This window comes from Corynebacterium sp. c25Ua_47 (assembly GCF_039907205.1).
Taxonomy (GTDB): Bacteria; Actinomycetota; Actinomycetes; order Mycobacteriales; family Mycobacteriaceae; genus Corynebacterium; species Corynebacterium hiratae.
Genome location: NZ_JASBOH010000001.1, coordinates 363,436 through 376,302 on the forward strand (window position 1 = coordinate 363,436; position 12,867 = coordinate 376,302).

Consider the following 12,867-nt stretch of genomic DNA (forward strand, 5'->3'; position numbering starts at 1 on the left):
AAACGTCGGAATTGCTCACGGGGATCAAGGTATAAGCTCCGCCCGTGTGGCGGTGGAAGGCGCGCCGAAAGGCTAGTGGCGCGCGAGGGCGTCTCCAACTTATGATGGATAAGAAACTTTGTCGGTTGAAAAAAGGAGAGAGGCATGTCGAAGGTCAACTTCGCCGAGCTCAACAAGGTCCAGCGCTACTCGCAGCACGCGGTGTTCCAGGTCATCCCGGGGGCGCTGGGCACTGAGCGCGAGGAGATCGTCGCGCAGGCGCAGAAGTTCTTCTCTGAGCTCGAGGAAGCAGGCGTGGTTACCGTGCGCGGTATCTACGATCTGTCCGGAATGCGGGAGAGCGCTGACTTCATGATCTGGTGGCACGCTGAGGAATTCGCCGACATCCAGAAGGCCTTCGCGGACTTCCGCCGCGAGACCGTCCTGGGCCAGGTCTCTGAGGTGACGTGGGTAGGAAACGCCTTGCACCGCCCGGCGGAGTTCAACAAGTCCCACCTGCCGTCCTTCATCATGGGCGAGGAGCCCGGTGAGTGGATTTCCGTCTACCCCTTCGTGCGCTCTTACGACTGGTACACCATGGACGAGGAAAAGCGCCGCCGCATCCTCATGGAGCACGGCATGCAGGCGCGTGATTATCCGGACGTGCGCGCGAACACCGTGCCGGCCTTCGCGCTGGGTGACTACGAGTGGATCCTGGCCTTTGAGGCCCCGGAACTGCACCGCATCGTGGATCTGATGTACCTCATGCGCTACACCGAGGCGCGCCACCACGTGCGCGAGGAGATTCCCTTCCACACCGGTCGCCGCGTGAAGGATGTGGCTGAGCTCATCGCGATTTTGCCTTAAAGGGTCGTTATAGCGCCGGAAGCCGGTTGAGGGTTTAGTCCTCGACCGGCTTTTCTTCTAGGTTGAGGCAGATGGAATTGATGCAGTAGCGCAGGTCCGTCGGCGTATCGTATCCCTCGCCTTCGAAGACGTGGCCTAGGTGGGACTCGCAGTTGGCGCACAGCACTTCGATGCGGCGCATGCCCAGTGAATTATCTTCGCGCTCAATGACGGCGTTGCCAGCCAAGGGGGAGAAGAAGGACGGCCAGCCACAGTGCGATTCAAACTTTTCGGTGGAGCGGAAGAGCTCGGCGCCGCAGGCTCGACAGGAGTACACGCCTTCGGTAGTGGTGTTGGTGTATTCACCGACGTGCGGTGCCTCGGTGCCGGCCTCGCGCAGGACGTGGTACTCCTCAGGGCTCAGGCGCTGGCGCCATTCGGTATCGGCAATGAGCTTGAAATCAGTCATGCAGGGAGTTTATCGCTCGCCTGAGGCTTGGGGCTAGTGCCTCGCTCCGCGCTCCACCAGCCGGCCACGGAGGCAGCGGTCACGACGATGAGCAGGCCCCACCCGATGGTGGCGATGAAGACGCTCATCCAGTGTGCGGCGGTGGGCATGCTTGTCGACGTCCACTCGAGCGGCGCCAAGAATAAAAATGCCGCGAGCCATGCTCCCCACGAATGGAACACTGCGCGGCCCAGCACCACCGTAAACAGCATGGGGATAAGCCACATGGAGTAGTACTGCTGACCCAGGGAGGAAAGAAAGAAGATCCCGACCATGATGGCGCCACTGGTGCTCAGCGCCCAGAAGGTCGGCTCGCTGTCGCGCCAGCGCAGCAGACCGAGGATCGCCACTGCGGCTAGCGCCGCGAAAAGGATCCAGATGGGGTAGTAGATGACGCCGGGGAGATCGAAGTAAGCGCGCACGCCCGGCCATGAGGCGTTGGCGTAGTCGCGCGTGGTGGACAGGTAAGGAAGAAGGTTGGCGCGGAAGCCCTCCACGCCGGGGACGAACGGCCAAGCTGCAAGGTTGGCTACCAGCGGTACAGCTACACCCAGACCTAAGGTGAGCCAGCGTTTGCGCACCAAGGCGAGGAAGAGCAGCGGGGCAAACTGTGGCTTGACCAGAATTGCCAGACCGATGCACAGCCCGGCGGCCCATCCGTGCTTGTCCAACAAGACCAGAAACGCCACCATCGCGAGCAGCAACAAGCCATTGATGTTGGTAAAGACCAACGTGTTGATGACTGATTCGGTAGCGAAGGCAGCGGCGATGCTCACCGGTAACAGCGGGCCCCGCAGGCTGTGACCTACGAAGCGGGTCAGCAGAGCCAAGGCAGCGACGATGGCAGCGGCGTTGGCCAGAATGAAGGCGATGCGCGCGTGTTCCTCAGACACGAGTCCTAAGGGAGACAGCAGGACGGTGGCCCCTGGGTTATACAGGTAGAGCGGTTCCACGAAGGAATAGTTCTGTTCATAAACCGGGTTGCCTTCCCACAACCTCCGGATCGCGCGGTAGACGGTGCCGAAGTCATCAGTCACCGAGCCGTTAACAGCGAGCACGAACACGCGGTGAAGGACTAAGACGATGGCGGCGGGCCACGCGGCGGCCGTCCACAGTCGCGCGGAAGCTGGGAATGAGGGAGCCGGAGAAGTCACGGCAGCAAAGTTTACGGGGTTTGTGCGCGCCGGTAGCGCAGAAACACCGTGCTGTCGACGGTGTCGACGTTCTCCAGCTCGAGCTTGAGCGCGGGGGAGGTGGCCTCGCCGTCGACGACGGGCTTTTCGACGGAAGGGGAAAGGTGCGGATCGAGCGTCAGATAAAGCTGGTCGACGAGGCCTTCTGCGATAAAGGCGGAATAAACGGATGGGCCACCTTCGCAACTGATGCGGCGCGCGCCTAGAGCGTGAAGAGCTGAAACAGCCTCGCTCATGGTTCCGGTACCTGTGCTGATGACTTCGGCGCCGGCGTCGGCCAAGCGCTGTGCCTCGGGCGAAGACGCGCGCTCTGCCGGGGTAAGCACGATGGGGCCTGCTGCAATGAAATCCTCGAAACCGGCAAAATCGAGGGAGTGGCTAAGCACGGCGAGGCGCGTGCTTGTCGACGGCCCATATTCCTCCGCCTTCACCGTGGCTGAGCCGACGACGGCAATATCGGACCACTCGCGTAAAGCCGCCAAGAGCTCGGCGTCAGTGTCGTTACCCATGGGACCGGAAGTGCCATCGATGGTGGCGGAGCCGTGGAGCGTACTCACCGCAATCAAGCGGATTCCTTCTCGGTCTGGCCCCAGTAGGCGTTCTATCAGCGCAGTGTCACTCATGGCGCCCCACGGTACCGCAAAGGGTGGCTACTGCCTGGGGAAGTGGATCTCATGCCATTAGGCGCGCTGGAGCCGCCATGTGCCGAAGCGCAGCGCGCAGGCTCCCCAATGGAGCAATAAGAGCACCAAGAGAACGAAGGACAACCGGTGCCAGCCTTCATTCCATGAACCTAGGCACAGTGTTCCGACCGGGAAGGTCGAGCCCCACCAGCCGGGGCTGTAGGGAGTCCACTCGAAGACCGCTCGGTAGAAGCAGTACATTGCGAATGCGACGCAGGGTGCTCCAATGATGAACATGATGATGCCGTAGAGGTGGGCGTCAAAAAGCAGTGTCGAGGCTGCCGTTGACTGTCCAACCACGCCGAGCGGGATCCACGCTGTACCTGCAGCTGCCCCGCGCGGCCTTTCTCGGCGTTGTACAAGGGACCAGTAACAGTAGGCGAATAGTGGAATTGCGGTGATGAACGTGAGGAAGAAGCATAGCTCGCCGGCAAAGTGGTAGAACTGCCCGTGGTTCATAGCCAACTGACCTGCGGAGGTCGCCGCCACCATGGGAGAAACAAGTGCCAGGCCCCAAGGAAAAGCGGGCTTGTCGTAGAGGTGCGGCTGCTTGAACAACCCCCATAGCTGCCACAAACAGACCACCACCGATAGCGGTGCACCAATCCACCAACTTGCCAACTGGAAGGCATTGCTTCCAGTCAACGCGGTCCATGCCGAGCCGCACGCCAGCAGCCCCATCGTGTACATGCCCCACGCCGCCATGTTCTGGTGCCGGGGAGGCTCATTCTTCGTCCCCGCGGTAAAAATCACCAGCAGCACCGCTGCGATAAAAGCGAAGACGAACTGCGCTACGCCTAAACCATGCAACCCCGACAAAGTCGATGCAATCGAGGTACCCATCAAGGCGCCCGCCCAGGCCGGGCCACACTTTGGCAACCGCACAAAATCACCCTATTCCTGCACTTGTTGCTATCGAACCCTTATGGAGCAATCGGATAAGTGTGCGAGGGGGACAGGTTCAATGTCATGCAGTCTTGTGTAACCGTGCCGTGTCCCCAACGCGTTGAGGTTTTCGTCTAGCCCTTGTGGCCAAGATGAGGCACAATGAGAAAACGCCCCGCGAGAAACCATGAATGTAGATTTATAATCCATATAGTATCCACGCGAAGGCTTGTACCTCATGCCGGAGGTCTCTGACCTGCAGTTATGATGGTGGTTCTAGCTGGGATTGAACCAGCGACCTTTCCGGTGTGAACGGAACGCTCTCCCACTGAGCTATAGAACCTCGGTGCAGCACTTAAGGTACACCGCGCGTGTGGTAACCCCCTAATCGTCCAGCTCAAACGCGCTTTAAACTGTCTGTGTGGGTGTTAGTGTCGTGGTGGGGTCGGTCCAGGGCTTCCTGTTGCCATCGCTGCCGCTCGCTGTAACCGCAGTCTCAATCACACTGATGTAATCCGCAGGCTTTGGGGAGTCTGGGGATTAGTGCCGTGGGCTGCGGATTTGGAAACTACGGCGGCGCACGATAAAGTTTCTTCTCGCACCACGGCATACCGGCCGGGAACGTGCAATGCGGATGTAGCGCAGTTGGTAGCGCATCACCTTGCCAAGGTGAGGGTCGCGAGTTCGAGTCTCGTCATCCGCTCCAAGACCTTCTTGACGCCAAACTTTTTGGCATAAGTGAGTGGAGGGTCTTGATAAATACATATGCGCGATTAGCTCAGTGGGAGAGCGCTTCCCTGACACGGAAGAGGTCACTGGTTCAATCCCAGTATCGCGCACAAGGACTTTGTCCTAGAAACCGGGCCTGGTTTCGAATGCGGATGTAGCGCAGTTGGTAGCGCATCACCTTGCCAAGGTGAGGGTCGCGAGTTCGAGTCTCGTCATCCGCTCCAGCACATGTAGTGTGTGAGGCGGTATCGCCACGGTGGAATGGCCGAGTGGTGAGGCAACGGTCTGCAAAACCGTGCACACGGGTTCGATTCCCGTTTCCACCTCAAAAGCTGGCGCCCAACGCAGGGCGCTGCGAGCGCGTTTAGCTCAGCGGGAGAGCGCTTCCCTGACACGGAAGAGGTCACTGGTTCAATCCCAGTATCGCGCACAGGGTTTCCACTTGGAGCCCGCGACGAGCGAGAGCTCGTCACGCGGATGTAGCGCAGTTGGTAGCGCATCACCTTGCCAAGGTGAGGGTCGCGAGTTCGAGTCTCGTCATCCGCTCCGGCGAAAGTGCCCCTCCACTATGGAGGGGCACTTTTTCAATTTCTTCGCCCTTGCGTTTGGGGGTAAGGGTTTGCCTGGGTTCGGGGTCATTCACGGTAGATAGTGGCACAAAATCGCAGATTTTTGAGGCCTTGTTTACCGTGAACGCTCAGGTTGGATAAGTTTGCCCGGGAGCTTGCCTGGGAGATGTCCAGGTTTGAGGTGGGGGGCGTGTTGGAAGGGGACCTTTCCCCGTCGGTGGCCGAGCTTTTCGCCAGCCATTTATGATGTTTCTCACAGACTTGTCATCTCAAAGAAATGGACATCATGAGAGCATTCGCCCCGTTTTTGCCTTCCAGGCAGAGCGCAGTACGCACCTTTTTCGCCGTTTTCGCCGTTGCGCTTCTCGCATTTCTTAGCGCGATAGCCGTGCCAGCGTTTGCACAGAATCCAACGGGCGTCACGCGCAGCGAAGAGCCTAGTTCGGAGTCCGCGGCTGACTCCGGGTCTGCACCGAGTGGAGATTCAGCAGATGCACAGAGCGGTGCGACGATGCTTGTGCTCGACTCTTCGGGCTCTATGAATGTCCAGGATGCTGGCGGGCAGACCCGCCTTGATGCCGCGAAGGACGCAACGAAGAAGTTCGTCTCCGAACTCGGCGGCACCATTCCGTTGGGACTCGTCACGTATGGTGGCACGGTCGACGAAGCCCCTGAGAATCAGGAAGCCGGATGCCGTGATATCCACGTGGTGAGTGGGCCTAAGGAGGACGTGGGGGATTCTTTCACTGGGCCAATCGATGACCTTCAAGCTAAGGGGTATACCCCGATTGGTGATTCCCTGAAGAAGGCCGCCGAGGAGTTGGGCGGTCAGCACGGAACGATCGTCCTTGTATCGGATGGGATTGATACCTGTGCGCCGCCGCCAGTATGTGAAGTAGCCAAAGAGCTTCACGAGCAGGGCGTTGATCTCGTCATCAACACCATTGGCTTCAATGTTGACGAGGAAGCCCGCAAGGAGCTTTCCTGCATTGCAGATGCCGCAGGCGGCGAGTATCTCGATGCCGGGGATGCAGATTCCCTGGCAGCGATGATTAAGAAGGCCGCCGGACGCGCTGCGGACATCTACCAATCCGATGTCGAACAGATTGAAGGCAGCGAAGATATCAGTCAACCAACGCCGCTTCCACGCTGGGAGTCTGGTGAGGATTTCATCTTCCGTGCGCAACTGGATGCCCCGCCGAACGGCGGCGAGGACTCTCACAAGGATTTTCACGCTGAGTCGTGGTCTATCCCCGTCAAGCCAGGGGAGCGATATGTAGCGTCAATATACAAGACTTTGGACGGCGCGGTGGTGAGGCCGCGAAGTCTCGGAATGAAGGTTTTCTTCGGTGACGGTGCCGAGCCACCAACCGGAAATCATGGCGGTGAACAAGGCTCCATTGAGTGCACAGCCGATCAGGACTCTTTCCATACTTCCATTCGCTCAGATGCTTTGCCTAGCGCGAGTGCCTTTACCCGGGAGATGGGCTCCGAGAAATGCCCTGACGATGAAATCGTCTTAACCGCGATGCGAGCGATGACCTATAAGGCCGATGAGCCTCTAGATGTGGAGATCCTTGTTCGTCGAATCGACCCAGTGACCAACATTGATGACCTAGTCAGCGGGCTGGACAGCGAAATAGAGGGAGAACTTCACGCCAATTTTGAAGGAGCAGAGAAGGTCCGCGCGGCCAGCTGGTTCGCCGATGCCACTGAGCTGCAAAGCGGAAACACCATCGAGACCGACATCGTGCTCGGTGAGGCGCAAGTCTTCAAAGTTCCCATGAAGGAAGGTCAGCAGCTAGCCGCTGCCCTAAAGGTGGGGGAGGTCTCCGATGAGGATGCTTTACAGTACACGCACATGAATGTGGAGATCCTCAACCCCGTGCGGGAGCGTGCCGGTAAGAGTGAATCCATGACGTGGCCAAAGGAAGGCGATGAAGCCAGTACCCACTCGGAGAGTCCGACAGCCTATACGAATCGCTTCGGTGACAGTGCCCCCAACGGAGCGCAAGCTCGCGCCAACTGGCTAGAGGGTGACTACTATGTCCTAGTTACTCTGGATGCGGGATCGGATTCCAATAAAGAAGATGACGTGCTTAACGGCAAGCGAGCCACGATGAAGTACGCCCTCACCACCAAGGTCTTGGGAGACCCAATCCAAGGTCCCATCTATGAGCCGGTTAAGGACGAGACTGAGGCCCCAAAGAGCGATGAAGAAGGAGCGAAAGACAAGACGGACCAAGCAGCAAGCTCCGACGAGGATAAAGGCTTGGGCCTTGGCACCCTAGGTTTTCTCTTGGCCGCAGCCTTGGGCATCATTGCGCTTGCCGTCATCATCTTGGTGGTCATCCTTCTTCGCGGGCGTAGACACTAGTGCTACCTGCGGGAACTACGGCAGAATGACGGCTTGAGTAGGCATAGGGAACTTTTCTATCGCGTGCAACGACTACTTGATAACCCCACGCACTCCACGTGGGGTTAAGGATTGGCTAGGAGATCCCTCCCAGCGATAGGATGAGGGAACCTTCAATCAAAAGTTTCATCACGCCATCAAGGAGTCATCCAAGAAATGCAGTTGCGTCAGGTCACCACAGTAGTCGCCGCTGGGGCCGCGAGCCTCGTGATTGGGCTGTCCGCGCCACTAGCCGCGGCACATGACTCAGTTATTGGCGGCAACGTGGTAGGTGACGCACCGCTGGAAGAATTCCCCCGTGAAATCACGCTGGAGTTCTCTGGCATTCCTCGGGATGACTTCAACACTTTCGCCGTGAGTGATACAACTTCCGGCGACGTGCTCTTTGATGCCACACCCACCATTGACGGACGAAACCTCACCATTGAGGTTCCCCAGGACATCGAACCTGGTGACGGCGAATACCAAGTAGGTTTTCGCATTACCTCCTCCGACGGTCACTCCACACTCGGCTCGGTGCCGTTCAGCGTGGCTTCCGGTGCTGCCGGAGGGGAGGCAGGCAATGGGTCGTCTGGAGCCTCTGGCCAAAGTGACGCGGATGCTGCCGCGGAAGACGGCGGTGCAGAGGACTCCCAGGACCCCCTGAGCTCCCTGCCCGCAGCTGCTAAATGGATCATTGGTATCGGGGCAGTTCTCGTCGTCGGTGCGGCAGTCTTCGCCTTCGGGGCGAAAACTCGTCGCGCCGATGGCGAGGGCTAGGTCACACAGGGCCTCGATGACGCGCGAGCCAATCCACTTCATCCCCTTCATGTAATTACTGCAGAAAGGCATGTCCCATGCTGAAATCCCGTTCCTTCCTCCGTACCTCCGTGGTGGCTGTCGCAGCTGTCAGCCTCGGCCTGGCCGGTTGCTCGCCGAGCGAGGAGGACTCGACAGCTACCGCGACGAGCGCTGCGGCCAGCGCTGACAGCAGTGCAGAACAGGGAGCGGACTCCAGTGCGTCGGCTTCCGATTCTGCTGAGTCCGGGGTCACCTTTGAGGACGCTGTCGTGCGTGCGATGGAGAAGGACTCCGATATGACCGCTATCTTCGGCACGCTCCGCAACGACACTGATGAGGACATCAACGTGGTTGGCTTCAGCTCTTCGGTGAAGGCGAAGCACTATGAGATCCATGAGGTTGTCGATGGCGTCATGCAGGAGAAGGAAGGCGGCTTCGATATCCCTGCCGGCGAATCCATTGAGCTCGCGCCGGGTGGCTTCCACTTCATGCTGATGGGCGTGACCGAGCCCGTCATGGCCGGTGAGACCGCAACCCTGACGCTGGAGCTTGCCGACGGTTCCACGATCGAACTCGGTGACATCCCGGTGCGCACCATTGGTGCCGGCGATGAAGACTACGGCGACATGGGCCACATGAACCACGGCGATATGGACCACGGATCCATGGACCATGCAGAGCACATGGACCACTCGGAATCCGCAGACATGTCTGACATGAAGAAAGAAGAGCACGCCCACTAGAAACCAGCGTGCTCTGGGTCAAGGTAGGCAAGAAATCGGTTCTCACGAGATAGGGAGAAATCAAAGATGAGCGGGTTCGCAGAACCTGTCAGTCGGCGTGGACTGCTCGCCGGAAGTGCTGTGGCGGCAAGCGCGGTAGCGCTTGCAAGCTGTGCGAAAGGGGATGAACCTGGACAGGCATCTGCGGATGCCTCCGCGGATGCCTCTCGCGCAGCGCAGGCTGGGGACGCCGGAAGCACAGGCCCGGAAAACCGCGAGGAGACCATGGGTGGCGATATCGTCGCCTTCGACGGCAAGCACCAAGCAGGCATCCAAACTCCGGTCCAGGCGCACGTGGAGCTGGTGGGCTTTAACCTCAAGAAGGACACCACCGCTCGCGGCGCGGCCGCGTTGATGCGCCTGTGGACGGAGGACGCCCGTCGCCTCTGCACCGGTGAGAACCCGTTGGGCAGCCTCGAACCCGAATTGTCTACCACCCCAGCAAACCTCACCGTCACGTGCGGTTGGGGAGAGGGATTTTTCGACACGGTGGACGTCGCCAAGCCCAGCTGGCTGCGCGATATCCAGGCTTTTGACCATGATGACCTCCGCCCGGAATGGGGCCAGACGGATATCGTCCTGCAGATCTGCAGCGATGATCCTTTCACTGCCGCCTTCGTGTTGCGGCATATGACCCGCGCAGGCAAAGATTACGCCGACGTTGCGTGGATTCAGCAGGGATTCAGCCATGCCTATGGTTCGGCACCGAAGGGAGCAACTCCACGCAATCTCTTCGGGCAGAAAGACGGCACGGTCAACCCCCGCAGCGATGAAGATTTCAACGAGCAGGTGTGGATCGAAGATGGCCCCTTCGCCGGCGGCAGCGCCATGGTGGTACGCCGCATCCACATGAACCTGGACACATGGGAGCAGCTTGATCGCGCAGCACGTGAGAACTCGACTGGGCGCACTCTCGATACCGGAGCTCCTATAGGTGCTAAGGACGAGTTCGACCCGGTGGATTTGGACGCCCGCAACGAGTTTGGGCTCAAAGCCATTGATGAGAACTCTCATGTCGCCAGAGCGCATCCGCCGGCGGAGCATCCAGAGCAAAAACTGTTGCGTCGCCCGTATAACTACAACCTGCCGCCGACTCCGGAGACCACCCAGCGCGGTGAGCTCAGCAACGCCGGGTTGATCTTTATTTGCTACCAGAAGGACCCTACGACCCAGTTCGAGCCTATTCAGGCGCGCCTTGACGAAGCTGATCGGCTCAACGAGTGGATCACCCACATTGGTTCGGCCGTGTACTTCATGCCAGCCGGAACTGAAGGCGAAACCTTCTGGGGCGAGTCGCTCATACGCAGTTAAGAGGGGTAGACTAAGCCGCTGTAACTTTCTCGATGAGTGCTGCTCGGCCAGGTATGTCGAGTGGCGCGTGAGCGCAAAGGAGCGCACCAAGTCATGGCGGAAATGATTCCAGCAGTCCCGGTGAACTACGACCCGATCACGGTCCCGGCCGGGACTGCCGTGGGAGCAGCGATGCGCGAGCATGAGCTGCCCAACAAGGGCCCCGAAGCAGTTGTCGTCGTCCGCGGCGCCGACGGCACCCTCTACGACCTTTCCCACACCCCGGACACGGACGCCGAGTTCACCCCGGTTGCTGCCTGCGAGGAAGATGGCCGCGCCGTTATCCGCCACTCCTGCGGACACGTCATGGCCCAGGCAGTACAGGCGGAATTCCCCGGCACCAAGCTGGGCATTGGCCCGGCCATCGAGAATGGCTTCTACTTCGACTTCCAGACCGCTGAGCCCTTCACCCCAGAGGACCTCAAGGCCATTGAGAAGCGTATGAAGAAGATCATCAAGGGCGGCCAGCGCTTCGAGCGCCACGTCTATGCCACCACCGAGGAGGCTGAGGCGGCATTGGCCAACGAGCCCTTCAAGCTGGAGCTGGTCCAGGACAAGGGCAACGTGGACCCAGATTCCGATGAGGCCGCCGAGGTGGGCGCCGGAGATCTGACCCACTATGACAACGTCAACCCGCGCACCGGCGAGGTGGAGTGGTTCGATCTCTGCCGCGGCCCGCACGTGCCGACCACCAAGTACATCCCGGCATTTGCCCTGACGCGTTCCTCTGCTGCCTACTGGCGCGGTGACCAGTCCAAGGCTGGTTTGCAGCGCATTTATGGCACCGCCTTCGAATCCAAGGAGGCCCTGGAGTCCTACAAGACCATGGTGGAAGAAGCTGAAAAGCGTGACCACCGCCGCCTGGGTGCTGAGCTGGACCTGTTCTCCTTCCCGGATGAGATTGGTTCCGGTTTCCCCGTCTTCCACCCCAATGGCGCTACCGTGCGCATGGAGATGGAAGAACACTCCCGCCGCCGCCACATCGCTGACGGCTACTCCTTCGTGTCCACCCCGCACCTGACCAAGGGAGACCTGTTCAAGAAGTCCGGTCACCTGGATTTCTACGCGGATGGCATGTTCCCGCCGATGCAGCTCGACGGTGAGTGGGACGAGGATGGCAACTGCACCAAGCAGCCGCAGGACTACTACGCCAAGCCGATGAACTGCCCAATGCACAACCTCATCTTCGCCTCCCGCGGCCGTTCCTACCGCGAGTTGCCGCTGCGCCTCTTTGAGTTCGGAACGGTCTACCGATACGAGAAATCTGGCGTTATCCACGGCCTGACCCGCGCTCGCGGCTTTACCCAGGATGACTCGCATATTTACTGCACCCCGGAGCAGCTCGAAGAAGAGTTGACCAAGGTTCTGGAGTTCATCATTTCCTTGCTCAAGGACTACGGCCTGGATGACTTCTACCTTGAGCTGTCCACCAAAGACCCGAACAAGTACGTTGGCTCGGATGAGATCTGGGAGCGCTCGACGAAGATCCTGCAGTCTGTAGCGGAGAAGTCCGGCCTTGAGCTGGTCCCGGACCCGGCAGGCGCGGCCTTCTACGGCCCGAAGATTTCCGTTCAGGCTCGCGATGCCATCGGCCGTACCTGGCAGATGTCCACCGTGCAGCTGGACTTCAACCTGCCCGAGCGCTTCGAGCTCGAGTACACGGCGTCGGATGGCTCCAAGCAGCGCCCGATCATGATTCACCGTGCGCTCTTCGGCTCCATCGAGCGTTTCTTTGGCGTGCTCCTAGAGCACTACGCGGGTGCATTCCCGGCGTGGCTGGCCCCGCACCAGGTGGTGGGCATTCCAGTCGCTGATACCTTTGCCCCGCACCTCGAGGAAGTTTGTGCACAGCTGCGCGCACGCGGCCTGCGCGCTGACGTGGATACCTCCGATGACCGCATGCAGAAGAAGATCCGTAACCACACCACCGGCAAGGTGCCATTCATGCTTCTGGCCGGTGAGCGTGACGTCGAAGCGGGTGCGGTCTCCTTCCGCTTCCTCGACGGCACCCAGGTCAACGGTGTGCCGGTTGAGGCGGCAATCAACGTCATCGAGGCGTGGGTTCGTGAGCGCAATAACGAACAACCGACCAAGGACAGCATCGCCGAGCGCGTCTAGGTGCATATGCATCTAGGCAGAGGCTAGAA

The 12,867-nt window shown here is 59.7% G+C and carries 10 protein-coding genes and 7 tRNA genes; 12 read left to right on the forward strand and 5 right to left on the reverse strand.

Annotation, left to right across the window (positions count from 1 at the left end; all coding sequences use genetic code 11):
• The first annotated feature begins 144 nt into the window (after positions 1-144).
• A complete protein-coding gene (gene hemQ, locus QKE52_RS01675; RefSeq protein ID WP_046648171.1) occupies positions 145-846 on the forward strand; it encodes a hydrogen peroxide-dependent heme synthase in 702 nt (233 codons plus the stop codon).
• Positions 847-880: 34 nt separating this feature from the next.
• Here hemQ and msrB read toward each other — a convergent pair whose 3' ends face one another.
• From msrB to QKE52_RS01700, 5 genes are all read right to left on the reverse strand, one after another.
• Complete coding sequence (gene msrB, locus QKE52_RS01680; RefSeq protein ID WP_070547092.1) at positions 881-1,294, reverse strand: peptide-methionine (R)-S-oxide reductase MsrB; 414 nt, start codon at positions 1,292-1,294, stop codon at positions 881-883.
• Positions 1,291-2,487, reverse strand: coding sequence for a glycosyltransferase family 87 protein (locus QKE52_RS01685; protein WP_347947935.1), 1,197 nt, complete (start codon positions 2,485-2,487; stop codon positions 1,291-1,293). Before QKE52_RS01685 ends, msrB begins: the two co-directional genes overlap by 4 nt.
• An 11-nt stretch (positions 2,488-2,498) precedes the next feature.
• The gene (locus tag QKE52_RS01690; RefSeq protein WP_144012932.1) at positions 2,499-3,149 is read right to left on the reverse strand and encodes a dihydrofolate reductase family protein; all 651 of its coding nucleotides are present in this window, start codon (positions 3,147-3,149) and stop codon (positions 2,499-2,501) included.
• A 57-nt stretch (positions 3,150-3,206) separates the two neighbouring features.
• Entirely contained in the window at positions 3,207-4,094 is an 888-nt protein-coding gene (locus tag QKE52_RS01695; RefSeq protein WP_102234151.1) for a TDT family transporter, read from the reverse strand.
• 268 nt (positions 4,095-4,362) lie between these two features.
• Positions 4,363-4,437: transfer RNA gene (locus QKE52_RS01700), tRNA-Val, on the reverse strand.
• Between the two features lie 287 nt (positions 4,438-4,724).
• Between QKE52_RS01700 and QKE52_RS01705 the strand changes: the two genes are divergently transcribed.
• From QKE52_RS01705 to thrS, 11 genes are all read left to right on the forward strand, one after another.
• Positions 4,725-4,800, forward strand: a tRNA-Gly gene (locus tag QKE52_RS01705).
• 61 nt (positions 4,801-4,861) lie between these two features.
• Positions 4,862-4,933, forward strand: a tRNA-Val gene (locus QKE52_RS01710).
• A gap of 38 nt (positions 4,934-4,971) precedes the next feature.
• Positions 4,972-5,047, forward strand: a tRNA-Gly gene (locus tag QKE52_RS01715).
• A 31-nt stretch (positions 5,048-5,078) separates the two neighbouring features.
• Positions 5,079-5,149: transfer RNA gene (locus tag QKE52_RS01720), tRNA-Cys, on the forward strand.
• A 32-nt stretch (positions 5,150-5,181) separates the two neighbouring features.
• Positions 5,182-5,253, forward strand: a tRNA-Val gene (locus QKE52_RS01725).
• Positions 5,254-5,296: 43 nt separating this feature from the next.
• Positions 5,297-5,369, forward strand: a tRNA-Gly gene (locus QKE52_RS01730).
• A gap of 411 nt (positions 5,370-5,780) precedes the next feature.
• On the forward strand, positions 5,781-7,769 hold the full coding sequence (locus QKE52_RS01735; protein ID WP_293777284.1) for a VWA domain-containing protein: 1,989 nt from the start codon (positions 5,781-5,783) through the stop codon (positions 7,767-7,769).
• Positions 7,770-7,964: 195 nt separating this feature from the next.
• Complete coding sequence (locus tag QKE52_RS01740; RefSeq protein ID WP_293777287.1) at positions 7,965-8,567, forward strand: copper resistance protein CopC; 603 nt, start codon at positions 7,965-7,967, stop codon at positions 8,565-8,567.
• Positions 8,568-8,644: 77 nt separating this feature from the next.
• Positions 8,645-9,331, forward strand: coding sequence for a copper chaperone PCu(A)C (locus tag QKE52_RS01745; RefSeq protein WP_347947937.1), 687 nt, complete (start codon positions 8,645-8,647; stop codon positions 9,329-9,331).
• A gap of 66 nt (positions 9,332-9,397) precedes the next feature.
• Complete coding sequence (locus QKE52_RS01750) at positions 9,398-10,681, forward strand: Dyp-type peroxidase (protein ID WP_347947939.1); 1,284 nt, start codon at positions 9,398-9,400, stop codon at positions 10,679-10,681.
• Between the two features lie 93 nt (positions 10,682-10,774).
• Complete coding sequence (gene thrS / locus QKE52_RS01755; protein ID WP_046648164.1) at positions 10,775-12,838, forward strand: threonine--tRNA ligase; 2,064 nt, start codon at positions 10,775-10,777, stop codon at positions 12,836-12,838.
• The last annotated feature ends 29 nt before the right edge of the window (positions 12,839-12,867 follow it).